This is a genomic window from Roseateles sp. (assembly GCF_036404855.1).
GTDB lineage: Bacteria > Pseudomonadota > Gammaproteobacteria > Burkholderiales > Burkholderiaceae_C > Pelomonas.
Genome location: NZ_DASWYS010000103.1, coordinates 1 through 22,960 on the forward strand (window position 1 = coordinate 1; position 22,960 = coordinate 22,960).

Annotated in this window: 20 protein-coding genes; 3 read left to right on the forward strand and 17 right to left on the reverse strand. The window is 69.3% G+C overall.

Annotated features, from left to right (window positions below; all coding sequences use genetic code 11):
• Nucleotides 1-151: 151 nt before the first annotated feature.
• The 6 genes from VGF12_RS06585 to VGF12_RS06610 form a co-directional block, all read right to left on the reverse strand.
• Complete coding sequence (locus tag VGF12_RS06585; RefSeq protein ID WP_331175240.1) at nt 152-661, reverse strand: hypothetical protein; 510 nt, start codon at nt 659-661, stop codon at nt 152-154.
• Nucleotides 658-1,797 carry a hypothetical protein gene (locus VGF12_RS06590; protein WP_331175241.1) on the reverse strand — a complete coding sequence of 380 codons (1,140 nt, stop codon included), beginning with the start codon at nt 1,795-1,797 and terminating at the stop codon, nt 658-660. The genes VGF12_RS06585 and VGF12_RS06590 overlap by 4 nt, the downstream gene beginning before the upstream one ends.
• Nucleotides 1,778-3,289 carry a GspE/PulE family protein gene (locus VGF12_RS06595; protein ID WP_331175242.1) on the reverse strand — a complete coding sequence of 504 codons (1,512 nt, stop codon included), beginning with the start codon at nt 3,287-3,289 and terminating at the stop codon, nt 1,778-1,780. The genes VGF12_RS06590 and VGF12_RS06595 overlap by 20 nt, the downstream gene beginning before the upstream one ends.
• Nucleotides 3,286-4,479, reverse strand: coding sequence for a type II secretion system F family protein (locus VGF12_RS06600; RefSeq protein WP_331175243.1), 1,194 nt, complete (start codon nt 4,477-4,479; stop codon nt 3,286-3,288). The genes VGF12_RS06595 and VGF12_RS06600 overlap by 4 nt, the downstream gene beginning before the upstream one ends.
• A gap of 14 nt (nt 4,480-4,493) precedes the next feature.
• Nucleotides 4,494-4,916, reverse strand: a complete 423-nt coding sequence (gene gspG / locus VGF12_RS06605; protein ID WP_331175244.1) for a type II secretion system major pseudopilin GspG — start codon at nt 4,914-4,916, stop codon at nt 4,494-4,496.
• Nucleotides 4,917-5,010: 94 nt separating this feature from the next.
• Nucleotides 5,011-6,387, reverse strand: a complete 1,377-nt coding sequence (locus VGF12_RS06610; protein WP_331175245.1) for a TIGR03790 family protein — start codon at nt 6,385-6,387, stop codon at nt 5,011-5,013.
• Between the two features lie 312 nt (nt 6,388-6,699).
• Here VGF12_RS06610 and VGF12_RS06615 point away from each other — a divergent pair, with 312 nt between their 5' ends.
• Both VGF12_RS06615 and VGF12_RS06620 read left to right on the forward strand, forming a co-directional pair.
• A complete protein-coding gene (locus tag VGF12_RS06615) occupies nt 6,700-7,461 on the forward strand; it encodes a sulfite exporter TauE/SafE family protein (RefSeq protein WP_414710022.1) in 762 nt (253 codons plus the stop codon).
• Between the two features lie 36 nt (nt 7,462-7,497).
• Nucleotides 7,498-8,316: an HDOD domain-containing protein gene (locus VGF12_RS06620; RefSeq protein WP_331175246.1), complete on the forward strand. Its 819-nt coding sequence runs from the start codon at nt 7,498-7,500 to the stop codon at nt 8,314-8,316.
• Between the two features lie 5 nt (nt 8,317-8,321).
• Here VGF12_RS06620 and VGF12_RS06625 read toward each other — a convergent pair whose 3' ends face one another.
• The 8 genes from VGF12_RS06625 to VGF12_RS06660 form a co-directional block, all read right to left on the reverse strand.
• Nucleotides 8,322-9,311 carry a GGDEF domain-containing protein gene (locus VGF12_RS06625; protein WP_331175247.1) on the reverse strand — a complete coding sequence of 330 codons (990 nt, stop codon included), beginning with the start codon at nt 9,309-9,311 and terminating at the stop codon, nt 8,322-8,324.
• A 101-nt stretch (nt 9,312-9,412) separates the two neighbouring features.
• Nucleotides 9,413-10,516: a GGDEF domain-containing protein gene (locus VGF12_RS06630; protein WP_331175248.1), complete on the reverse strand. Its 1,104-nt coding sequence runs from the start codon at nt 10,514-10,516 to the stop codon at nt 9,413-9,415.
• On the reverse strand, nt 10,513-11,418 hold the full coding sequence (locus VGF12_RS06635) for a pseudouridine synthase (RefSeq protein ID WP_331175249.1): 906 nt from the start codon (nt 11,416-11,418) through the stop codon (nt 10,513-10,515). The genes VGF12_RS06630 and VGF12_RS06635 overlap by 4 nt, the downstream gene beginning before the upstream one ends.
• Nucleotides 11,415-12,317: a TIGR02285 family protein gene (locus VGF12_RS06640; RefSeq protein ID WP_331175250.1), complete on the reverse strand. Its 903-nt coding sequence runs from the start codon at nt 12,315-12,317 to the stop codon at nt 11,415-11,417. The genes VGF12_RS06635 and VGF12_RS06640 overlap by 4 nt, the downstream gene beginning before the upstream one ends.
• Nucleotides 12,318-12,321: 4 nt before the next feature.
• The gene (locus VGF12_RS06645; protein WP_331175251.1) at nt 12,322-13,623 is read right to left on the reverse strand and encodes a UDP-N-acetylglucosamine 1-carboxyvinyltransferase; all 1,302 of its coding nucleotides are present in this window, start codon (nt 13,621-13,623) and stop codon (nt 12,322-12,324) included.
• A 106-nt stretch (nt 13,624-13,729) separates the two neighbouring features.
• Nucleotides 13,730-14,542 (reverse strand): rhodanese-like domain-containing protein, encoded by an 813-nt coding sequence (locus tag VGF12_RS06650; protein WP_331175252.1) that lies wholly within the window; start codon nt 14,540-14,542, stop codon nt 13,730-13,732.
• A 31-nt stretch (nt 14,543-14,573) separates the two neighbouring features.
• Nucleotides 14,574-15,449: a hypothetical protein gene (locus tag VGF12_RS06655; protein WP_331175253.1), complete on the reverse strand. Its 876-nt coding sequence runs from the start codon at nt 15,447-15,449 to the stop codon at nt 14,574-14,576.
• Entirely contained in the window at nt 15,446-16,096 is a 651-nt protein-coding gene (locus VGF12_RS06660) for a hypothetical protein (protein ID WP_331175254.1), read from the reverse strand. Before VGF12_RS06660 ends, VGF12_RS06655 begins: the two co-directional genes overlap by 4 nt.
• A 282-nt stretch (nt 16,097-16,378) precedes the next feature.
• Here VGF12_RS06660 and asd point away from each other — a divergent pair, with 282 nt between their 5' ends.
• Nucleotides 16,379-17,215, forward strand: coding sequence for an archaetidylserine decarboxylase (gene asd, locus VGF12_RS06665; RefSeq protein WP_331175255.1), 837 nt, complete (start codon nt 16,379-16,381; stop codon nt 17,213-17,215).
• Here asd and VGF12_RS06670 read toward each other — a convergent pair.
• Genes VGF12_RS06670 through VGF12_RS06680 form a run of 3 tightly spaced genes read right to left on the reverse strand, consistent with a single transcriptional unit; the run spans nt 17,157 to nt 22,861 of the window.
• Nucleotides 17,157-19,454, reverse strand: coding sequence for a putative bifunctional diguanylate cyclase/phosphodiesterase (locus tag VGF12_RS06670; RefSeq protein WP_331175256.1), 2,298 nt, complete (start codon nt 19,452-19,454; stop codon nt 17,157-17,159). The genes asd and VGF12_RS06670 overlap by 59 nt on opposite strands.
• Before the next feature lie 54 nt (nt 19,455-19,508).
• Nucleotides 19,509-21,470 (reverse strand): sialate O-acetylesterase, encoded by a 1,962-nt coding sequence (locus tag VGF12_RS06675; protein WP_331175257.1) that lies wholly within the window; start codon nt 21,468-21,470, stop codon nt 19,509-19,511.
• Entirely contained in the window at nt 21,470-22,861 is a 1,392-nt protein-coding gene (locus tag VGF12_RS06680) for a glycoside hydrolase family 30 protein (RefSeq protein WP_331175258.1), read from the reverse strand. Before VGF12_RS06680 ends, VGF12_RS06675 begins: the two co-directional genes overlap by 1 nt.
• Nucleotides 22,862-22,960 lie beyond the last annotated feature (99 nt).

Below are 22,960 nucleotides of genomic sequence, written 5' to 3' on the forward strand. Positions count from 1 at the left end.
GATGGAACGGGCGCAGCAACTGCAAACACGGCACGGCGGGCTGGCGCAGTCACGGCGGCCGACCCTTCGTCCTCGGGTCGCGTGGCCACCCAGGCGGTGGCCGCCAGCGTCGCCGCGAGAGCGCCCCCCAGCACGAGCTGACGACGTTCCATCATGGCGCCCTCCCGTGCAGGGACCATTGCAGCTCGGCGTCGACCTCTGCGCTCATCGGACTGACGCGGCGCAGCTTGATCGCGTCGAGGCTCAGCGCCGGGTCGTGTTCCAGCGCGGCGCCGATGAAGCGGCGCACCTGCGCATAGCTGCCAGTCACCGGCATCGTGACGCGCAGCCGCTCCACGCCCTCGCTGGAGGAAAGGCGATGTTCCGTGCGCGCGCCGTTGAGGTCCAGGCGGATGCCGAGTTCCAGCAGATCGGCCAGACGCTGCTGGCGGTCCCGGGACGGCGGCAGCGCAGCCTGCCATTGCTGCACGCTGACCGGTGCCGCCGTGGGGGCGGCAGCGGGCCGCGCCTTGGCGCGCAGCTCGCGGGCCTCGGCCTGGAGCATTGCGGCCTGCGCGTCCCAGCGCTGGTCCAGCATCAGGGCCACGACGGCCAGCACCAGCGCTGCGAGGCCGGCGAGCCCAGGCCACCCCAGAGCCTTGACGAAGGCGCGCCGGCTCATGAGCCACCTCCGGTCGCCACGCGAGCCTGGATTTCGAATCGCTGGCCGACGAGGCCCGTCTCCGCCGCCGAGAAGCGCGACAGCACGACCTGCCGCCAGCCGGGTGTCGTGCCCAGCTGCTCGGCCAGCTGCAGCGCCAGCAGCTTGTCGGGCGTCAGGCCTTCCAGGCGCAGCTCGCCGCGGCCGGCGCTGGCGTCCAGGCCCAGCCAGGCGATGGTCTTCGCCTCGGCGCCCACAGTCTCGACGCGGGTCAGCAGCGGCTCCCAGGGCATGGCCAGCAGGGCGCGCGCCTCGACGGCCGCGAGGTTCTCGGCCGGCTCGGCGCGGGCACTGCGAACGGTGGGCCGGGGCGTCGGCGTGGGGCGCAACGTCGCGACGCGGTCGCGCGCGGCCCGGGCAGTATCCAGCATGCGATGGCTGTCGACGGCGCTCCAAGCGGCCGTTGCGAGCACGAGAGCGCCAGTCGCCGCCAGCGGCCAGGCCAGCGATGAGCGGCCGCTGCGCGGCAGGAAATCGGGCTGGGGTGCGGCGGGGCCGGGCTGTGGAATGAGTTCGTCGCCCGGCGTACCCACGGCCAGCGGCGCGTCGACGCCAAGGTCGGCCAGGCTTTGCACGCGGCGCGACTGCAGGCCGGTGACGCGGCCACCCTCAAGGTGGATGACGACGGCGACATCGCCTTCGTGCCAGATCGCGCGGCCCGAGCCCGCGCGCGTGGCGGCGGGCAGCGAGGCCAGCCAGGCAGCCCAGGCGGGGCGCACTGCATGCAGACGCACGTTGGCGGCGGCGGCCTGGCTGCGCAGCGCAGTCAGGTCCAGCCCATGCAGGGCCGAAGCCCCCGCGGCTTCTCCCAGTTTCCAGGGCGCTATGGCAAAGCGCTGTGCGGCGGAGCCGAAGTAGTGGGCGAACTGCTGCTGGGCATAGGCCTGCACGGCGTCAAGGTCGACCAAGGGCAGGCCAGGCTCGACGACCAGCTCGTGCAGCGCTCGGGCACTGACGACCAGCTCGACGGCCGTGCCGGGCAGGTCCTTGCACCAGGCATCGAGCTCGTCGCCACCGGGCGTGATGAAGACGCGCCGCGGCTTGTCCAGCCACGCGCCCAACTGCTGACGCAGGCGCTCACTCGTCGAGAGTGACACGTTCCAGCTCCTCGAAGGTGGTGTCGCCACGACAGACGGCTGCCAGCGCCATCTCCCGCAGCGACTTCATGCCACGCGCCCTGGCCGCAGCCTTGATCTCGGACATGGGCGCGCGCGCAGCGATCAGGTCGCGCAGGCCATCGTCCAGCTTGAGCAGCTCCGCCACAGCGCGTCGGCCCTTGTAGCCGGTGCCGCGGCAGTGGCCGCAGCCCTCGCCCTTCATGAATTGACCGTTCACCACGCCATGACGGGCCCGGGCGGCGGCATCGGGCTTGAAAGGTTGGGCGCAGTGCTTGCACGTCAAACGCACCAGGCGCTGCGCCAGCACGGCGTTCAGCGCGGAAACGACGTTGTAGAGGTCCAGGCCCATGTGCATGAAGCGTCCGATGACGTCGAACGCGTTGTTCGCATGCACCGTGCTGAACACGAGGTGGCCGGTCAGCGCAGCCTGCACGGCGATCTGGGCCGTCTCGGCGTCCCGGATCTCGCCCACCATGACGCGGTCGGGGTCGTGGCGCAGGATCGAGCGAAGGCCGCGCGAGAAGGTCAGGCCCTTCTTTTCGTTGACGGGGATTTGCACGACACCGCTGAGCTGGTACTCGACGGGGTCTTCGATGGTGATGATCTTGTCTGCGCCGGTGTGGATCTCGGCCAAGGTCGCGTACAGCGTGGTCGTCTTGCCAGAGCCGGTGGGGCCGGTCACCAGCAGCATGCCGTGGGGCTGACGGGCCTGGTGGCGGATGGCGGCGCGCTCCTCGTCGTCAAAGCCCAGCGCGTCCAGCGTCAGCGTGCCGGCGCGCGCGATGGCTGCGCGGTCCAGAATGCGGATGACGGCGTCCTCGCCAAAGACGCTGGGCATGACCGACAGACGGAAGTCGATCTCTCGGCCCTGCACGCGCAGCTTGAAGCGGCCATCCTGAGGCAGTCGGCGCTCACCGATGTCCAGCTCTGCCATGACCTTGAGGCGCGACACCAGCTGCTCTGCCACCTGGGGGCTCTCCACCTGGCGCACGATGGCCATGACGCCATCGACGCGAAAGCGGATGACGGCGCCGCGGGCCGTGCATTCGATGTGGATGTCGGAGGCGGTGTCCTGCAACGCGTCGTAGATGGTCGCGTTGAGCAGGCGTACGACGGGACTGACCTGCTCGGAGAGGGCCAGGGCGGACAGCTCCTCGGTGTCGTCCTCCACGGCCGTCAGCGCGTCCTCGACGTCGGACAGCGCGCGGAAATCCGCCTCGCCGGCGCCGAGGAAATGCGTCACCGCCTCGGGCGGGCAACGCTGCCAGCCCACCGGCGCGTTCAATCGCGACTCGACGCTCTGCAGCAGCATGGCGTCCTCGTCGCGCTCAGCCAGCAGCACGCGCCGGCTGGCGGCACCGACGGCCAGCACAGCGCGCCAGCGCTGCGCCTGGGCCTGCGGCCATTGCTCGAAATCCAGATGCCAGGGGCCGTGCTCGGCCGGCAGCCAGTCCGCCAGGGAGGTCGTCATTGGACTTGCTCCACCAGCTGGAAGATGGGCAGATACATCAGCACGATGATCCCGCCAATCAATACGCCCATGATCAACATCAGCGCCGGGTTGACGAGGCGGGACAGCAGGTCCGTCAGCCTTGCGGCCTCCTCGTCGTGGAAGGCGGCGGCGCGCTCCAGCATGGTCGCGACCTCCCCGCTGCGTTCACCCACGCGCAGCATGCGGCGCGCGACCGGCGTGGCCAGGTCCTGCGCATCGAAAGCGGCGGACAGGCGCTCGCCCCGCTCGATCTGCGCAGCCGCGCCCTGCACGGCCGCGCGCCAGGGGGCGGCCACGACATCGACGACGATCTTCAGCGCTGCCAACGCCGGCACGCCCGAGGCGAGCAGCATGGCCAGCGATCGGTACAGCCGAGCCAACGCCAGCACGCGCAGGCGAGGGCCCAGGCCGGGCAGCGTCCACAGGGCCGCCTGCGCACGCTGGCGCACGGCGGGCTGGCGGATCAGCACGAAGACCGCGAAAACCGCGGCAGCAATGCCGCCGATGACCAGGCCCGGATGCGCGCCGGCCGTCTGGCCGAACTCGATGAGCACGCGGGAGGCCCAGGGCAGATCTGCGCTGGTCTGCTCCAGGATGCCCGCGAAGCGCGGCAGCACATACAGCAGCAGGAAGAGGATCACGACACCGCCCACGCCCAGCAGCATCAGCGGGTAGACCATGGCCGCAACGAGTCGCGAACGCAACGCGTCCACCCAGGCCAAGTAGCGCGCGTGCTGGGCCAGCGCCATGGACAGCTGGCCGGTCTTCTCGTTGGCCGCAACGATGGCGCAGATCAGCTCGTCGAAGGCCTGCGGCTGCTGGCGCAGCGCGACAGACAGTGGCTGACCCTGTTCAATCTGGGCGATGACGCCGTCCAGCGCGGCGCGCACGCCGGGCTGTCCCTCCTTCTCGCGCAGCGTATTCAGCGCTTCCAGCAACGCGATGCCGGCATCCAGCAGCACGGCCAGTTCCTGGCTGAACAGCTGCAGCGGGAACTTGCTGCTGCGCCGCCAGGGGCGGGCTGCCTCGGCGTTCGCGACCTCGCGCACCTCCAGCACATGCTGCGGCAGCACGCCCAGCGCGGCCGCGACTGCAGTGCGGTCGGGCGCTTCGACGCGTTCCGAACTGACGGCGCCCGCGCGCAGCACGCGGGTATGGAATTGAGGCACGGGACGGGCTCTTGTTACCAGGAGGTGAGGTCGGCGTCTTCACCCTCGCCACCTGGGCGGCCATCCTTGCCGAAGCTCAGCAGGTCGTACTCGCCATGCTCACCGGGGCTGCGGTACTGGTAGTCGTTGCCCCAGGGGTCCTTGGGCACGGCCTTGGACAGATAGGGACCGGCCCACTTGGGCTCGTCGGCCGGCTTGGTCACCAGCACGGCCAAGCCTTGCTCGGTGCTGGGGTAGCGGCCAACGTCGATGCGGTACTGATCCAGCGACTTGGTCAACGCATCGATCTGGGCGCGGGCGGCCTTGACCTCACTCTTGCCGATCTGGCCGAAGAACTTGGGACCGACGTAGCCGGCCAGCAGGCCGATGATGACCATGACGACCAGCAGTTCAAGCAGGGTGAAGCCACGGGAGCGGGCAAGGGAGAGGCGGGACATGGTCGTCGGGCGGGGTACTGCGGGAGGGCGACTGTTCAACGGCGGGCGCCGCCGGGCAATCGGGATTTGACCGACCCGCATTCTCAGGGGCGGATCATGACGACTGCGCCAGGGTGCAGGTGTTGGCTGCGTTGTCCGGGCAGGGGCCCTGCCAGCGGATGCGCGTCGCCGCAGCCGGCGGCAGCGGTGAGCGGCCCTCAAGCGGTTGGCCAGGCGCGCCGGTGAAGGTGGCGAGCGTCGTCCAGGTTGACCCCTGCAGGTACTGCAGGCTGTAGCGCGAACCCGGTCGCAGACTGCGGGTCTTGATCTGGTATTCGCCGGCCACGATGGCAAAGCTGGGGGCATCCCGGAAGGGCTGGGCCAGCGGCTCGCCGACGAACAGTCCCTGGCCCGGCCACTGCACGGCCTTCCAGTAGGCTTCGATGGCCGTGGCGCCGCGCCAGTACTGGTCGATGAGCACCGAAGCGCGCGAGAACTTCTGCGGCACATTGCAGGGCTCCTCGACGGTGCCGTAGCTGGCGGTGGCGCCTGCGTCCAGCCAGGCGGTGATGGGCATCTGGCCGTTGCCGGACGGCAGCAGGCCGCCGGCGGAGGTCAACGTGTCGGCCAGCGCGCCCGCACGGAACTGCAGCGTGGACAGACCGGTGACGCTGGCAAGGCCCGTCAGGTAGAAGAGCACGCCACTCTTGCCGGTCAAGGCATTGGCGCCAGCCTGGCCGGCTCCGTTGTCGACGTAGTTCAGCGTCAGCGCGCCACCCCAGGCCGCGGGCAGGCCCGAGAAATCGTTCCAGCGCACGCTGCGGTCCGAGTCGGTCGTGCGCACCAGCCAGCCCTCGCCGGCCGGCCGGGTGGCATCCGCGGCCACGCCGCGCTCGATCAGCGCCTTGGCGGCGCCCAACGTGCTGGCGCCCAGCAGCATGGAGGGGCGCAGCTTCAAGTCCGTCAGAGGCCGTCGGGATTCGCTGTCGTACAGAGGTGACGTGGCGGTGTCGGCACAGAGGTCGGTCGCCGGGCTGGGATTGCAGTAGCGGGCATCGAAGCCGAAGGCCATCGCGCTGGTGATGCCCATGCTGCAGCTACCGACGACGCGGCTGGGGGCGGCCCATGTCAGCAGAGTGGCCTGGATGCCAGCTGGCAGCTTGGCCTCGATGTCGGCTTTTAGCAACGCAAAGTCCGTAGCCGGGAGGGCGTGGCTTGCCGTGTTGACCCGCACCCGAACCAGATTGGCCGCCGGCACGCCGCGCGCGGCCAGGTAAGCGGCGCCCACCGCCTCGCTGAGGGCGTCGCCTTCGGCCACGACGACTGCCAGGTCGGCCGGCGCAAGCCCGGTGGTCGGCAGCGTGAGCGTCAAGGTCTGGCCAGCGCCAGTACCACCACTACCGCCGCCGTCGGGGGAGGTGCCACCGCCTCCACCGCCACAGGCGCTCAACAGCAGCAACGACAAAGGCAGCAGGGGGAACGAGCGACGCATAGGCCGATTTTTACTGCCCCGCCCCACTTTCGGCGCGCACAGTTTTGGGGCGTCTACGCACCTTTCGCAGCCAGCGAACCCGGGCTTACCCCAGTGTTGTGCACCGTCGAGGGGCACTACATTCTCGGCACTCGACGCGGTTCCGGGCTCCGGTCCAGGACTGCCGGGCGGGTTGTGAGGAGACAAGACAAGCGACAAGCGCACAAGGTTGCTTCGTAACCCCGAAGACAATCACGACGGCCACCAAGGCACCCTTGGTGGCCGTTTTCTTTGCGTCTCCGGCAACCCGCGTTTGCCTCTACGCTGCCCGCCATGCTGGACTTGTTCACCGTCGCCGCCGCCTCCCTGCTTGCAGGCTTCATCGATGCGGTGGCCGGCGGGGGCGGCCTGGTGCTGGTGCCGGCCCTGTTCAGCACGTTCCCCGGCGCCGCGCCCGCGACGTTGCTGGGCACGAACAAGGGCGCGTCCATCTGGGGGACGGGCTGGGCCACGCTGCAGTACGTGAGGCGCGTCAACCTGCCCTGGCGGCGCCTGATGCCGGCCGCCGTGCTGGCCGGTGCCGGCAGCTTTGCCGGCGCCTGGAGCCTGACGCTGATCAGCCCAGACGGCCTGCGCAAGGCCCTGCCCCTGGTGCTGCTCGCCGTGCTCGTCTATACGCTGGCCAAGAAGGACCTGGGCCGCGAACACGCGCCGCGCTTCAGTGGCCGGACCGAAACCTGGGTCGCCGCCGGCATCGCCCTCGCGGTGGGCTTCTACGACGGCTTCTTCGGCCCCGGCACGGGCAGCTTCTTCGTCTTCCTGTTCGTGCGGTTGCTGGGTTATGACTTCCTGCATGCATCGGCCACGGCCAAGTTGATGAACCTGCTGACGAACGCGGCGGCCATCGCCCTGTTTGTCAGCAAGGGCCATTTCTGGTGGCAGGTCGCGGCCGTCATGGCCGTGACCAACGTCATCGGCAGCCTGGCGGGTACCCGGATGGCCCTCAAGCACGGCGCCGGCTTCGTACGCGGTGCCTTCGTCATCGTTGTCGGGTGTTTGATCCTCAAAACTGCCTGGGACGCCTTCCTCCGCTGATCTACCATCGGGCATTCCCTAGCGCCTCAATTCACCATGCCCGTCGATCCTCAACTGCGCAATCTGGACATCGAGATCCCGACCCAGCCCGAGGTCCTGGTCAAGCTCTCGCTGCTGATGGCAGCCGAGGACATTGATCTGCAGGCCATGTCCTCCCTGGTCGAGACCGACATGGCGCTCGCGGCCGCCGTCATGAAAGCGGTCAATTCGTCGCTCTACGGCCTGCGCGGCCGCGTGCAGACGGTGCACCAGGCGCTGACCTACCTCGGCATGCGCGAGGTGGCGGCGATCACTTTCGAAATGGGCCTGCGCGCCGCCTTTCCGGCCGCGGCCGAGTTGGAATCGGTGTGGTCGCGCGCCTCGCAGCGCGGCCTGCTGATGGGGCGCATGGGCCAGATGCTTGGCGTTGACCCCTGGGCCGCGCATTCGGCGGGCCTGTTCGAGGAATGCGGCAAGGCGGTGCTCTACCGCCATGCGCCAACGCATTACCCCGCCATGCTGCGAGCGGCGACGCGCGACGCGGAACTCGTGGAACTGGAGCGCACGGCCTTTGGCGTCAGCCACGACGCTCTCGGCGCGGCGCTGTGCGAAAGCTGGGGCCTGGCACCGGCGGCCGTCGCCAGCGTGCGCCATCACGTCGAGATCCAGGCCACGCTGACCATGCCCGAGAGCCTGGCACGCCGCAGCGTCGCCGCCATCTCGACGGTGGCCTGGGCCTTGCTCAATCACCCCGACCAACTTGACGACATTGCCAGCCAGATCGCCCCCCAGGCCCAGTTGGACGAGACGCTGGTGCTGCGCGCGGCGCGGCGCGTCAACGAACAGTTGCTGGCCGCCCAGGAGCACGGGCGCTGAGGGCTTCAGGCCGCCAGGCTGAGGCGGTCCCTCCCGGCATGCTTGGCCATGTAGAGCGCCTCGTCGGCCGCCTGAAGCAACGCCTGAGCGCTCAGGTAGGGGTGGGCCGGGCTGGCCGCGGCGAGTCCGATGCTGAGTGTCAGGCTGCCTTGGCCGTCGGGCAGGCGCAACGCGCGCAGGTCGTCACGCAGTGACTCCAGCACGCTTTGGGCTTCGGCCATGCCGAAGCCGGGCAGCAGCGTGACGAACTCCTCGCCACCCAGGCGGGCGACGACGTCGGTGTCCCGCTTGAACCGCTCCTTCAACAGGCTGGCGACACGCTGCAGCGCGGCGTCACCCACGTCCGTGCCATGGGCCAGGTTGAACTGCTTGAACTGGTCCAGGTCCAGCACAGCCACGGCCAGCAGGCCGCGCTGGCGCTGGGCGCGCTTGAACTCGCGGCGCAGCGTCTCGTCGAAGGCACGCTGGTTCGCAATGCCGGTCAGCGCGTCGGTGCGCACCAGGCCGGTAAGCTGACGCTGCTGGGCCGCAAGCGCGGCGTGGGCCTCCTCCAGCAGATGACGCTGCTGGGCCAGTTCGCGCTTGAGCTCGCCGGCCTGCTGGTCCTGCTGCCACAGCGACCCGCGCGCGCGCAGCATGGCGTGGCCGATGCGGTCGAGCTCGGCGGTGAGGCCGGGTGCCGGCGCGTTCGCCTCGGGTGTCAGCGGCACCGGCGCCGACTCCATCGCCTCGCAGCCCGCCGCGAGCCGGCGCAACGGCTTCAGCAGCAAGGTCTCGATCAGCAGCAATTGCGCGGCGCTGAGCAGCAGCACCAGCCAGGCCGTGCGCGCCAGGCCTTCGGCCAACGGTTCATAGCCGCCCAGGCTCCACTCGAAGAGGCCGACGATGCAAGCCGCCACCAGCGGCACGGCCAGCGCCAGTCGCAACCGCAGCGAGCCCAGCCGGCGTGGGCTGCTGGTGCGGTTCACGGATTCGGCGAGGGATTCGGTACTCATGGTCGGCGCTGACAACGGCTCAAATTGTCGTGGCCGCATGGCGCGCCGTGCAGTGCGGGAACCTCGGGGTTTTTCAGGACCCCGCCCTCCCCTGTCCTTCGTCAGGAGCCGGCTGCGGCCTCGGCGGCGCCGCCTGGTTCAGCGGCGACAGTGCGGTTGCGGCCTGCGCGCTTGGCGTCGTAGACGGCCCGGTCGGCGGCCGTCAGCAGGTCGGCAAAGCTCACCGCGCCAGGCGGCAGCATGGCCAGACCCACGGACAGCGTCGCACCCAAGGTGCCGCCATCGGGCGTGATGAAGGGCGCTTCCTGCACCAGCAGCCGGATGCGCTCGGCCACTTCGCAGGCGCCGGCCAGGTCGGTGCGGGGCAGCAAGATGACGAACTCCTCGCCGCCATAGCGCGCGGCGAGATCGCCGGTGCGCAGCGAGCGCTGGATGAGGCCGCCCACCTGGCGCAGCACCTCGTCGCCGGCCGGGTGTCCGTGGCGGTCGTTGATGGCCTTGAAGTGGTCAATGTCCAGGAACAGGCAGGCCAGCGGGTACCGGTGGCGCACGGCCTGGCTGAACTCGATGAGGCTGCGGTGATCGAAATAGCGCCGGTTGTGCACGCCCGTCAGGCCATCGGTCATGCCGGCGCGGCGCAGACGCTCGCGGTTGAGCATGCTTTCGATGCTGATTGCGGCGATGGCCGCGAGGCGGTCCAGGAACTTGGTGCCCGAGGCTGCGTCATAGCGTTCGGGGTCGCGCGAGCCGAAATGCAGGCTGCCAATGAGCAGGCCTTGGCGGATCAGCGGCAGCAGGGCGGCCGAACGCGCGCCGGAGCCCTCGCCGAAGGCTTTTGCCAGCAGGTCCTCATCGGGGCCCGGACCGATGAGGCGGGTGGTACGCGCAGCGCCGAAGAGATCCTTCAGCGGGCCATGGCCGTCCAGCAGCGTGGGCGCCTTGACCATGGGCAGAGCCGGCAATGCACGGCGCAGTTCCTCGTCGGGATCCAGCAGCCACAGTTCGGCGGCATCCAGGCCGAAGTCCTCGCGACAGTCGACCAGCAGCAGGTTGACCAGTTCCTCCATCGAGCTCACTGCGATGAGGCGGCGCTCCAGCGCATCGAAGCGGTCCAGCTTGCGCTCATTGGCCGTCGCAGCCTCGAGCAGGGACTGCAACTGGCGGCGCAGTTCCTGGACCTGGTCTTGAGAGGTGGGCGAGTTCATGGAGGCGCGATTGTCAGGCCGGCGCGCGCAAAGCCGCGTTGCTGTCCCGTGACGGGGTCTGTGAACGCGATGGCGCGCGCCACCAGCTGCAGCGGCGCGTCGAAACGCGGCGGATTCTCCTGCGGTTGCAGCCGCGGGTAGAGGCGGTCGCCGGCGATGGGCAGGCCGATGGCATTCATCTGCGCACGCAGCTGGTGCTTGACGCCGCTGCGCGGGCGCAACTCGTAGCGCGCCAGGCCGGCGCCGATGGGCTCGACGAGGTCGACCCAGGTCTCGGCATTGGGCGCGCCCGCGACGGCCTGCATTTGCATGAAGGCGTCGCCTTCACGCTCCACCAGACGGTGCGTCAACACGCGCGGCCATGGGCCGGGGCCGGCGGGCGCGACGGCCTCGTAGACCTTGTCCACGGCGCGATCGCGGAACAGGTTCTGGTAGGCCCCGCGCTCTGCAGCGCGAAGACTGAAGACGACCAGGCCCGCCGTCTCGCGGTCGAGGCGGTGGAGGGGGCTGAGTTCGGCCAGACCCGTGGCACGGCGCAGCCGGGTCAGCAGCGTCTGCTGCACATAGGCGCCGCCGGGCGTGACCGGCAGGAAGTGGGGCTTGTCGGCGACGAGCAGATGTTCATCCCTGAAGACGATGCGCGCCTCGAACGGGACCTCGGGCTCGGCGTCGAGCTGGCGCCAGTAGTAGACGCGACGATTCGGCCGGTACGCCTCAGGGACGGGCTGGCCGGTCTCGTCGACGACCTCCCCGCGGGCGATGCGTTCGGGCCAGTCGACCACCTTGGGCAGGCGATCGGCGAGGAAGGCGCTCAGGTCGGCCCAGGGGCCAGCTGGGCAGTACACGGCGCTCGCGCCGACGCCGTCGCGCAGTGGCAGCAACGGCTTGGGTGGCCGGCTCACTCGATGCGCGCCCCTCCACGGGCGCGTTCGTCCATGTAGGCGTTGAGGCGCTTCATGTCCTCGGGGCCGTCGCGGCCGCCGCGCCATTCACGCACCCAGGCCAGGCGGTCGGGGTCGCGCGCCAGGTCACGCACGGCGGCGTCGATGGCCTGGATCATGCGCAACCCGTCGGGCGTTCGGCTGCAGGACACCGTGGCAAGCAGCGTACTGAGGCCCTCGGCGACTGGCAGCGCAACGAGGGCACCGGGGTCGCCGACCCGCGCGAGATAGTCCTTGACGACGGCAGGGTACTCCAGCGTGTAGTCCATGCGGCCGGCGCGCAGCATTTCCAGCATCTGATGACTGACCTTCGCCCCGACGGCCAGCCGCGGCACCGTGTGCCGAGACAGCAGGCTGTCGATCTGGATGCCGAAGGCGCGGTCGCGGGCCACCAGCGGCCGCAGGTCGTGGCGTTGCAGCAGCTGGGCCAGCACGAGGCGGCCATCCAGAGGCTGGCCCGCAGCCAGCTCGGCCATCAGCCTGCGCGGCACGATGACATGGATCTCGCGCGAGCTCAACGGCGGGTAGAGGTGCGAGAAATGCAGCCACCGCCGTCGCTCGGGCGTGCGCACGTGCATGGTGGAACACAGCGTCTGACCGCGGCGGCTCTCGGCTTCGTAGCGGGCCGTGCTGGCCTCGACAAACTCATGCCGGAAGCCGGACATGCGCGGCAGCAGCACGCGCATGAAACCGTCCACCTCACCGCGACCGAGCTCGTCCACGGAGCTGGGCGGGCGGCCCTGGATGAAGCTGAAATGGGGCGGCACGTCCTGTGCCACCCAACGTATGGTGTCGGCGGGGGGAGCTGCCTGGGCCGACGCCGCCGCCAGCAACCCGGCGGCGCACAGCCAGCGCCACATGACCTCAGTCGCCCTCGACCCATTCCATTCGCGCGCCCAGCTCGCCGATGTGCTCGACGAAGTTGGGGTGAGCGCGGCGGATGGGCGTCGCATTGCGGATCACGCTCTTGCCCGGGATGCTGGCCGCCACCATCAGCAGCGCGATCGCAACGCGGATGATGTATGGGCTCTCGACCTCGGCGGGGCTCAGCGGCTTGCCACCGAAGGTGATCATGCGGTGCGGGTCGGAGAGGAAGGCATGAGCGCCGAACTTGGCCAGCTCCGACGTCCAGCCCATCGCACCGTCGTAGACCTTGTTCCAGAACATCACGCTGCCCTCAGCCTTGACGCCGAGCGCAACGAAGATGGGCAGCAGGTCCACCGGCACATAGGGCCAGGGTGCAGCCTCCACCTTTTGCAGGATGTTGCGCGTGAAGGGCTCTTTGACCTTCAATGGCCCCTGGGTCTGCACGCTGCTCCAGCCGCCTTCGTGATGGACGTGCACGCCGAACTTCGCGAAGGTGCGGTCCAGCAGCGGGAACATCTCCGGCGCACCGTTCTTGACCTGCACGTTGCCGCCGGTGATGGCACCGAGCGCCAGGAAGGTGACGATCTCGTGGAAATCCTCGGTGAAGGTGTAGTCGGCGCCGCCCAGTTCCTGCACGCCGATGATCTTCAGCTTGGACGTGCCATGGCCTTCGATCTTGGCGCCCAGCAGGGACATGAAGTTGCAGAACTCCTGCACATGCGGTTCGCTGGCCGCGTTGGTCAGCGTTGAGACACCGTCGGCCAGCGCCGCGCACAGCACGAAGTTCTCCGTCGTCGTGACGGAGGCGTAGTCCGTCCAGTGCGCGTTGGCCGTCAGTGGGCGATGAACGCGCAGGATCAGGCCGTCAGGCAGGCGCTCGACCTGGGCGCCGAAGCGCTCGAAGACCTCGACGTGCGGATCGATCTCTCGCGCCCCCAACGTGCAGCCCTTGACGTCATCCTCGATGCGCGCCGCGCCGAAGCGGGCCATCAGGCCGGGCACCAACATGATGGAAGAGCGCATCTCTTCGGGCAGGCGATCCACGTTGGGGTCGAATCGGGTGTGCTCGTGGTGGACGTCAAGGATGCCGGTCTTGAAGTCCAGTTCGACGTGCGAGCCGAGCTTGCGGAAGACCTCGACGATCTTCTTCACATCGGTGATCTCGGGCACGCCGCGCAGACGAACGGGCTGCCTGGTCAGTAGCGTGGCGCAGAGGATGGGCAGGACGGCGTTCTTGTTGGCCGAGGGGACGATGCGGCCGGAAAGAGGCGTGCCGCCGTGGACGATCAGGTGAGACATCGAATGACAGGTTTCGGTGCGCGCAAGCGGCGCGCGGTGGCATTGTCGGGGTTTGCGGCCCGGCCCATGTGGCCGGGCCCGGAAGCTTTCCTCCGCGCAGGGGGAATCATTCCTCCACGGCCGGGTCCAGGCGCTTGGCGCGCGCCAGACGCCAGGCATCGGCCGGATCGGTGAAGACGGCCTCAGCCGTCGTCCCCGTCTCGCGACCCGCAGCATCGATGGCAATGCGCTTGTCGAAAACGTAGCACTCGCCCTGCCAGTCCTGCGCCGCGTCCTCGGGAAAGGCCTCGAGGTAGTTCAGGATGCCGCCGTCGAGCTGGGCGACCTTCAGCCCCAGGGTCTGCATCCAGGCCGCGGTCTTCTCGCAGCGGATGCCGCCGGTGCAGTACATGGCGACAGTCTTGCCCTGCCACTCGTCGCGGTGTGCCTCGACATACGCCGGAAAGTCGCGGAAATGAGCCACGCCGGGATCAACGGCACCGCGAAACCGGCCCAGCTTGAACTCGAAGCTGTTGCGGTTGTCGAGGATGACGGTGCCAGAGTCGGCCAACAGCTCGCGCCAGCGCTGCGGGCTGACGTGGGTGTCCGTCGCATCGCAGCCGCTGACGCCCGGCACGCCGAAGGCGACGATCTCGGGCTTGGTGTGGACCTTCAGCAATGTGAAAGGCAGGCGCTCGCAGGCCGTGTGCTTGAACTGCACGCCATCGAACAGTGCGTCGAATTCCTGCTGCAGCTGGGCCTCGAACAGGGCCATGGCCTCGGCCCGCGCGGCAATGGCTGCGCTGATGCCTTCTGGAGCCACCGTGATGTTGCCGCAGACCTGCCCGCCCATCTCCCGCAACCGCGCGGCGATGCCGGCGGGGTCGCCGAGGCTGACGAAACGATAGAAGGAGCTGTGAACGAAACCCGCTGAATCCATGGGCGCGATTGTCTCGCGCCCATGGTGGCTGCTACCGCCCCGTGGCAACCTGGGGTGACGGCATGGCGGCAGGGCATTCCTGGCCCGGAGCCGGCGGGTGCAATAGAGGCACCGACATCAAGGTGTTTGACAACGTCAGCAGCAATGCGCGCCCACAGTGCTGTTCCAGCACCCGCGAGCGCTCCATGCGCTGTGTGCCGCCCTCGGCAAACCTCACGGTACGCTCGACCGAAGTCGCTGCCGGGGCCCGGTCCGGGTCCACGTGGTCCAGCATGTGCCGCACGGCCAAGGTCAGCAGATCCACGCACACCTGCTTCAGCGCATGGCCCTCGGCGTTCGCCCATTCGTCTTCCTCTGCGGAAAACGTGCCGCGCGGCGTGGACACGACACGCATACCCAGCTGTCGGGGGGCGCCGCTGGCACCATCGTGAAACTGGGCGGCGACATCCAGCAGCACCGCCCGCCTGTCCTGCGTCATCAGGAAAATCGGGGTCAGTTCCAGGTTGGCGTTCACCCATCCCCGCCGGATCACCAGGCCTTGAGGCAGCAGCGCGGTGCGAGTGCGGGTCAGCAGGTCGTCCGCCGCAAGTCCGTCGATGGCGGCCGAGTACGGCTCGAGTACCCGATCTGCATTCGTCTGCAACTTGAGCATCTGGGCGTCCCGGGCCGCGGAATTCACGGCGGCGTGCGCCAGGATGGCCGCGAAGAAGCCGGCGACGTTGGGCGCGGGATACAGAAACTGCCCGGCTCCCATGCCGGCGCTGTCCTTGTTCAGCACGCCCCGAAAGGTCGCCCGCGGCCCCATCTGCGGCGACCAGCGCAGCAGCAGCTCGTCACCGGCCCGTGCGTCCGGCCGCAGTGCGCCCGCCAGCAGCAGGCCGGATGCCAATGCCCGCCGACGCTTCATTGCAGCGGGCGCAGGACTTCATCCTTGCCCAGTTCGAGCGCCTGGAAGTACGCGTTGGTCAACCGCGGGAACTTGGGCGGCTCATCCCACGCACCATCAGCCGCCTTGGTGATGCGGAAGGTGTGATACCACTCCAGCGCATTGGTCTTCAGATCGACCAGGTATGCCGTGGCGTTGAACACCGCCTTGGGTTCGGAGGTGGGCACATAGGAGGAATAGGTACGCACCAGCCCGATGGTGTCGATCTGAATCATCATCAGCTTGTCGACCTGGTACCTGTCTTTCAGGCCGCGAAAGTCCTTGCGTGCCATGTTGCGCGTCTCGCTGCGAAAGTCAGGCAGTGTGCTGACGTCCAGTGCCGTCTCGATCGGCACGGGGGTCGCGCCTTTGACCGCGATCAGCGACGCAGCGCGCTCCTTCAACGCGGGCACCTCTTCCGGTGGCAGCGTGCGGACATGATCGGTGAGCGAGGAGTTCATCGCCGATGCGGCAGCGATGCAGAGCAGGCAATCCGCACCAGGGAACTGGGTATCCACCTTGGGCAACGGGCTCATCGCGACGCCAACGCGGCCGGCCTCTGCCTTGAGCGCGGTGTCTGCCATCGCCAAGCGGGTCTGGGACGGCATGCTGGCGCAGCCGCCCAGCATGGCCAGCGCGAGCGCAGCGGCCGGCGCAAAATGAAAATGCATGTTCTTCTCTCCCTGTCGCCTCGTATGGGCATGGCCTCGCCAGCGAGCGGGCTTGCCTTTGATGGCGCGGAGATGATGTCAGCGTGCACATTCGCGCCGAGCTGTGTTTTCCCGGAGCACGGGTGACGGCGCTCCGCAGCGGCTGGCCACCGCTGAGCGTGACGCCACCCTGGCGCTCACCCTAGGATCTCCCGACCAGGGCCGCTCCTAGAATCCGCGACCCTCCACGGCCCCCATGCCATGTCCGACCGTCTCAAAGTCCTGCCGCAGTACCTGATGCCCAAGCTGGCCATGACACGCCTGGCCGGGCACTACGCGTCCCAACCGCTGGGCAGCATCACGACGGCCACCATCCGCCGCTTCGTCGCGCGTTATGGCGTCAACATGGCCGAGGCGGCCGAGCCGGACATCGCCAGCTACAAGACCTTCAACGACTTCTTCACCCGTGCCCTCAAGCCCGGCGTGCGTCCGCTCGCGCAGGCATCTCTGGTCTGCCCGGTCGACGGCTCGATCAGCCAGGTGGGGCGCATCCAGGGTGACCAGGTGTACCAGGCCAAGGGCCAGACCTTCTCGACGACTGCGCTGGTCGGCGGCGATGCCGAACTCGCCGCGCGCTTCCAGGACGGCCTGTTCGCCAACCTCTACCTCAGCCCCAAGGACTACCACCGCATCCACATGCCGGCCCCGGGTCGGCTGGTGCGCATGGTGCACGTGCCGGGCGAGCTGTTCTCGGTGAACCCGACGACGGCGCGCGGCGTGCCGGGCCTGTTCGCGCGCAACGAGCGTGTCGTCTGCGTGTTCGACGACGACACGCTGGGCCGCTGGGTGCTGGTTCTCGTCGGCGCGACCATCGTCGGTAGCATGGCAACGGTCTGGCACGGCCAGATCAAGCGCAGTGGCCCGGTGCGAGCGTGGGACTATGCGCCCGGCCAGGTCGCGCTGGCCCAGGGCGACGAGATGGGCCGCTTCCTGCTCGGCTCCACCGTCGTCATGCTGTTCGAGAAGAGCGGGCTGCAGTTCAACCCGACGTGGCAGCCGGGCGGCGCGATACGGATGGGTGAGCCGATGGCGCGCTGAGCAGCGCACCGGCGGCGTCCGGCGCCAGTGGCCGCGACAGCAGCCACCCCTGAAGATGGGTGCAGCCCAGACGCTCGACCTCGGCGGCCTGAGCCTCGGTCTCCACCCCTTCCGCGACGATGGCCAGGCCCAGGGCCTGGGCCAGCACGCAGGCCGCACGTACGACGGCCCCCGCCGAGGGCTCGGGCAGGGGGTCCACCATGCTGCGGTCCAACTTGAGCGTCGTGATGGGCAGGCGACGCAGCAGTGTCAGCGAGCTCTGGCCAGTGCCAAAGTCGTCGAAAGCCACGCCGACGCCGGCCTCGCGCAGCCGCGCCAGCTGCGGCAGCACTCGGTCCATGTGCGTCATTGCGGCGGTCTCGGTGATCTCGAGCTCGATCAGGGCCGGATCGACACCATGGGCCTGCACCAGGGCCAGCAGCCAATCGGCGAAGCCGCTGTCTTCGAACTGCAGTGGCGACACGTTGATGGCCACCGGCATCGGCGTCAGGCCCTGCAGCGCCCAGGCACGCAGCTGCCGAGCGGCCTGGCGCAGGATGAGGGCGCCAAGCGGCACGATCTGGCCGGTGCGCTCGGCGGCGGGGATGAAGTCGGCCGGACTGACACGCCCCCGTTCCGGGCGCTGCCAGCGCACCAGCGCCTCGAAGCCCGCCAGCCGCCGCGCACCAGCCTCGAACTTGGGCTGGTAGTCGAGCTGGAACTCCTCGTTCTCGATGGCGGCGGCCAGCGCCTGCTCGATCTCCAGCAGACCGCCGGCGCCGGCTGCCATGCCGGGCTGGAAGGCGACGACCGCCGCGCCGGCCTGCTGCTTGGCCTGGTGCATGGCCACGTCGGCCGCTCGCAGCAGGGCTGCGCCGTCCGAGCCATGCGCAGGGAAGCGCGCGATGCCGATCGACAGGTGCACGTAGAGCGCGCGGTGGCCGACGACGAAGGGCGCGTTCATCAGTGCCAGCAGGCGCTGGCCGGCCAGCAGCGCGGTCGCATCGTCATCGATGCCGGTCTGCAGCAGCAGGAACTGGTCCTCGCCCAGCCGTGCGACCAGGGCCTCGGGCGGCTGGGCCTGGCGCAGCCGCGTCGCGATGGCCTGCAGCAGCGCATCACCGGTTTCGTGGCCCAGGCTTTCGTTGACAAGTCGGAAGCGGTCCAGGTCAGCCGACAGCAGCACGAAGCCCGGGCTGCCAGGCGCCGTCAGCTCGGCCAGGCGGGCCAGCACGGCGTGGCGGTTGGGCAGGTCGGTCAGCTCGTCGTGCAGGGCCTGGCGGCGCAGCGCCTCGGTGGCGCGATGACGCTCGGTGTCGTCCAGCATCAGCACCAGCAGGGCGGGACGGCCTTCCCATTCGATGTAGCTGGAACTGCCGCGCAGGTAGATGGCGCTGCCGTCGCGCCGGTAGCGCTCGCCCTCCCAGGCGATTTGGCCGCGGCGCTGCTCGATCAGCTGCGCGTAGCGAACTTGCGCGGCCTCTCGTTCGACCGGTGCCATCATGAGCTCGACCGGCACCACGCCCTCGACGCGATCGAAACCGAACATCGCCAGCGCCGCCGGGTTGGCGTAAACGGCACGGCCGTCGCGAAGCACCGCCAGTCCCTGCATGGACTGCTCGTAGAGCTGGCGCAGCCGGGAATTGACCTGCTCGGTCTCATGGTGGGCACGCCGCACCGAGAGCAAGATGAGCGCCATGGCCAGCGTCATCTGCACATACGTGCCGAGGACCTGAGTGAGCATGGAGCGTGCCAGCGGGTCCATCACCGGGCCACTGACATGCACCAGGCCGAGCGCGAAGAAGCAGCCCGCGACGAAGCGCTCGCTGGCCGCGCCGCCGCGCCAGAGCCAGGCGGCCGCCAGCCAGGCACCGCCGGTCAGCACGACTGCTCCGGCGACAACGGCCCAGCGGTGCTCCACCATGGCCAGCGCCAGGATCACACCCAGCAGCGCGACGAACAGGGGTGCGTTGCGCTTCCAATGCCAGACCCGGCCCCGATAGCGTGCAGCACCGGCCAGCTGCAGGGCCAGCGACGCGATGATGCAGGCCGTCGCGAATGTGGCCTGCACCTGGTAGTGAAGCGAGCGGAAGTCCGAAGGCACGAGCGCCACGCCCAGCGTCAGGCCGAAGGCCAGCAGCACATGGCTCCAGCCCCAGTCGCTGATGTGGGGATGGCCGGGCTCCAAGCGGGCCAGCGCGAGCAGCGTCAAGCCCTGCATGGTGATCAAGCTGGTGCTGATCAGGAGCAGGCCGGTCATGCCGCCATCCTAGCGACGGCACCCCCAAGCGCGCCAAAGGGTGAAAGTTCCCCTTCAAAACTCCGGCCGAATGTCACGGGTGACCAACGGCCACCGGTCGCTGCGCCACGGCGAGGCCGGCAGGCCGGCACCGTCGACGAGGTTGGCTTCCAGCGGCGTGTCGGCCCAGGCGTAGCGCACGGCAGCGGGCTGCGGCACGGCATCGCTCCACACGTGCACGCGGTCCTTGCCGACGATCTCCGCCCGGGCAGGCACGAAGCGCTGGTCCGCCCCCGCGATGGCAAAACCCAACAACGCCCCCCCGCCGCGCCGGGCCAGGCCACCCGCCACGTCGCCGAATGTCACCTCGAAGCGGCCGCCGGGCAGCAGGCGGGTGGCCTGCAGCGTCGGGCCCTTGAAGGGCATGGGCCGGCTGTAGGTCTGGGCTAGCGCGATGCGCGCCAGGCGCTCTCCCACCGTGCGCTTGTCGCGCGGGTGGATGTCGTCGGCATCACCGACGTCGATGCTGACGGCCATGCCGGTGGCGGGCAGCGCGAGTGTCTGGCGCTGGGCGTCGCGCAACTCGGCAAATGCGCTCCCCCCGGGCTGCGACGGGCGCGGGCCGAAGGACGAGATCTGCACGAAGTAGAAGGGGAGCAGGCCCGGCTGGCCCTGCTCGCGCCACTGCGCGCGCCAGTCCTCGATGAGACGCGGGAAAGCCTGGGCATAGCGGGCCGCACGCGGCGCGTTCGTCTCACCCTGATACCAGATGACGCCGCGCGCCGCGAACGGCGTGAACGGCCGCACCATGCCGTTGAACAGCAAGCCGGGGAGGTCGTTCGGGCCGGGTTCCTGGACGGGCAGCAGGGATTCGACACGAGCCTGCCACAGGCCTGCCAGGGGCTTGGCGCCGGCAGCGGTGTCGAGGCGCAGGTTGGCCCCCGCACCATGGAAGCCGCCGTCCCCCCCGGTGTCGGTCACGCGAACGGCGATGAGGTTGTCGCCTTCTCTAAGCAGGCCAGCCTGCACCGCGTAGGCACGCGGCGTGTCCCAGCCGCAGGTCCTGCCGACGGGCTGGCCGTTGACGAAACTTTCGTCGCAGTCGTCGACAAGGCCCAGGTGCAGCGTCGCCGCACCCGCCGCCTCGGCGGCCGTCAGCGTGACGTGGCGGCGCAGCCAGACCTGGCCATCCAGGCCCGGCAGGCCTTGCGCTTCCCAAACCTGGGGCGCGTTCAGCGTGGACCAGGCGCGGTCGTCCAGCCGGGGGTCTGCACCGGCGATGTCGAAAGGCTCGCTGCCCTGGAAACGCCGCACGCGCTCCAGCAGGCGGTCGCGGCGGCGCTGCACGAAGGTGGCCGCATCGGCGGGCATGGCACGCACCGTGTCGGCGAGGTCCGGGTCGGCCGCTGCGGCGCGCGGGCTGGTCCAGGTCTCGACATGGGTGCCGCCCCAGCTGAGGTTGAGGATGCCTATGGGGATATTCCGTACCTTCGCATCGGCCTGCAGGCGGCGCGCGAAGTGCCAGGCCACGGCGCTGAAGTCCCCGGCAGTCGCCGGCCCACTGACGTCCCAACGCAGGGGCGGCGCGTCCTGCATGGGCTCCAGGCTGACCCGGTGCGGCATCTTCGCGTGGCGGATCTGCGGATGCGCGCCTGCGGCGGTGATCTCGGCGCCGGCATGGTTGGTGTCGGCCAGCCGCCACTCCATGTTGGACTGGCCGGCGGCGATCCAGACGTCGCCGATCAGGACGTCCTCCAGCCTGCGCAGCTCAGATCCGGCGCTGACCTGGAGGCGGTGCGGCCCGCCCGCGCGCAGCGGCGCGAGCTCCGCTCGCCAACGGCCGTCGCGGTCCGTCACGGCCTCGGCGCTGCGGCCGGCCAGTTGCACCCGCACCTTCTGGCCTGGCCCGGCGCTGCCCCAGACGCGCAGCGGCACGTCGCGTTGCAACACCATGTGGTCGGCGAACACGCCGGCCAGCTCCAGCGCCTGCGTTGAGGTGGAAGCGGCCAGCAAGGCCGCGAGCAGAGCGGCGCGCATCACCAGATGAAGGTCACGACGCCGCTGGCCGGCAGCTCGTAGCCGAAGCGCTGGCCCGGAGCCTGTACCGTGAAGCGGCGCGGCGCGGCGGCGGAGTTGCTGACGATGAGGACGGTGCCGCCATCGGGGTTGGCGAAGGCGACGTGATCCAGCCCTGTCTTCGTGTCGGCGCTGCCCCCGGACTCGACGCGTCGCGCGCCCTGGTGCACGAAGCGGCTGGCGTGCCCGAAAGCGTAGTACTCGATGTTGCGCGTGACGGTGCCGTTCTTGGGGTCGATGGTGACCACGCCGCGGCAGTCGTTGCAGCCACCCAGGTGCGGGCCGTACTTCGGGTCCAGCGCGATGTTCCACATCAGCACGCCGCGCGCGCCGTGCCGTGTACTGCCGATGATGAGATTGCGCATCATCCACGGCAGCGTCTCGGCCCACTGCGGCTTCCACTCGCCGCCGGAGCACTCGGTGAACCAGACATCCAGCTCGGGGAACTGCCGGGCAACCTGCGACTGCGCGGACACGTCGCCTGCATAGCAGTGCCAAGCCACACCAGACACGTACTTGCGCGCTGTCGCGTCGGACAGCATGGACAGCGGGCTCCAGGGCTCGTCCCAGTTGTGATCCCACTCCAAGATCTGCGTCTTCAGACCCTTGGCCAGCAGCAACGGGCCGAGGTGCTTGCCGACCACCTCAGCGCGCGTGCGCGGCGGCATGCGCATGCCGGGGTAGTCGCCCGGCTCGAAGTGGGGTTCGTTCTGCAGCGTCAGCGCGAAGATGGGGATGCCCTCGGCCTTCATCTCCTCGACGTACCGCACCATGTACTTTGCGAAGCTGCCGTAGTGCTCGGGCTTGAGCTGCCCCTGAACGAGGCTGTCGGTCGTCTTCATCCAGCCCGGCGCACTCCACGGCGAAGCCATGACCTGCAGCTTGGGGTTCAGCGCCAGCGCCTGCCTGGTCGCGGGGATAACGTCTTCGCGCTCGGGAGCCAGTGAGAAGTTCCGGAGATCCGGGTCGGTCTGGCCCGGCGGCATGTCGTCCAGGCTGTAGTGCCGGCGCGAGAAGTCGGAGGCGCCGATGGTCAAACGCGTCAACTCGAAGCCCAGGCCATCGCCGTCGCGCGTGAACAGCTCCTTCATCAGCGCGTCGCGCTGCGCCTCGGTCATGCCGTGGCGCATCAGCCAGGCCGAGCCTTCGGTGATGGCGGCGCCGAAGCCGGCCATGCGCTGGTACTGGCGCTTCGGGTCGATGCGGATGACGAAACCGGCCTTGACCGGCGCCGAGACAGTGCTCGGCGAAAGCAGGTTTTGTTGGTCGCCCGTGGTCAAGAAGGCCCGTACAGGAGACGCGTTAGCACCGATGGCGCATGCGGCTGTCACCGCCCAAAGGAGTTGTTTCATGGCTTAGCTCAGTCGGAGTTCGCTGGTCGCGTCAAAGACGCTCAGCAGGGTCTCGTCGATGTCGAAGGCCAGCGAATCGCCGGCGGTGATGCGGCGGCC

Bases quoted from the DNA above. Each gene is read 5' to 3' on its own strand.
- VGF12_RS06585 (WP_331175240.1), bottom strand. From the start codon at position 661: ATGAGCCGGCGCGCCTTCGTCAAGGCTCTGGGGTGGCCTGGGCTCGCC.
- VGF12_RS06595 (WP_331175242.1), bottom strand. From the start codon at position 3,289: ATGACGACCTCCCTGGCGGACTGGCTGCCGGCCGAGCACGGCCCCTGG.
- gspG (WP_331175244.1), bottom strand. From the start codon at position 4,916: ATGTCCCGCCTCTCCCTTGCCCGCTCCCGTGGCTTCACCCTGCTTGAA.
- VGF12_RS06610 (WP_331175245.1), bottom strand. From the start codon at position 6,387: ATGCGTCGCTCGTTCCCCCTGCTGCCTTTGTCGTTGCTGCTGTTGAGC.
- VGF12_RS06615 (WP_414710022.1), top strand. From the start codon at position 6,700: ATGCTGGACTTGTTCACCGTCGCCGCCGCCTCCCTGCTTGCAGGCTTC.
- VGF12_RS06620 (WP_331175246.1), top strand. From the start codon at position 7,498: ATGCCCGTCGATCCTCAACTGCGCAATCTGGACATCGAGATCCCGACC.
- VGF12_RS06625 (WP_331175247.1), bottom strand. From the start codon at position 9,311: ATGAGTACCGAATCCCTCGCCGAATCCGTGAACCGCACCAGCAGCCCA.
- VGF12_RS06630 (WP_331175248.1), bottom strand. From the start codon at position 10,516: ATGAACTCGCCCACCTCTCAAGACCAGGTCCAGGAACTGCGCCGCCAG.
- VGF12_RS06640 (WP_331175250.1), bottom strand. From the start codon at position 12,317: ATGTGGCGCTGGCTGTGCGCCGCCGGGTTGCTGGCGGCGGCGTCGGCC.
- VGF12_RS06645 (WP_331175251.1), bottom strand. From the start codon at position 13,623: ATGTCTCACCTGATCGTCCACGGCGGCACGCCTCTTTCCGGCCGCATC.
- VGF12_RS06650 (WP_331175252.1), bottom strand. From the start codon at position 14,542: ATGGATTCAGCGGGTTTCGTTCACAGCTCCTTCTATCGTTTCGTCAGC.
- VGF12_RS06655 (WP_331175253.1), bottom strand. From the start codon at position 15,449: ATGAAGCGTCGGCGGGCATTGGCATCCGGCCTGCTGCTGGCGGGCGCA.
- VGF12_RS06660 (WP_331175254.1), bottom strand. From the start codon at position 16,096: ATGCTGGGCGGCTGCGCCAGCATGCCGTCCCAGACCCGCTTGGCGATG.
- asd (WP_331175255.1), top strand. From the start codon at position 16,379: ATGTCCGACCGTCTCAAAGTCCTGCCGCAGTACCTGATGCCCAAGCTG.
- VGF12_RS06670 (WP_331175256.1), bottom strand. From the start codon at position 19,454: ATGACCGGCCTGCTCCTGATCAGCACCAGCTTGATCACCATGCAGGGC.
- VGF12_RS06675 (WP_331175257.1), bottom strand. From the start codon at position 21,470: ATGCGCGCCGCTCTGCTCGCGGCCTTGCTGGCCGCTTCCACCTCAACG.
- VGF12_RS06680 (WP_331175258.1), bottom strand. From the start codon at position 22,861: ATGAAACAACTCCTTTGGGCGGTGACAGCCGCATGCGCCATCGGTGCT.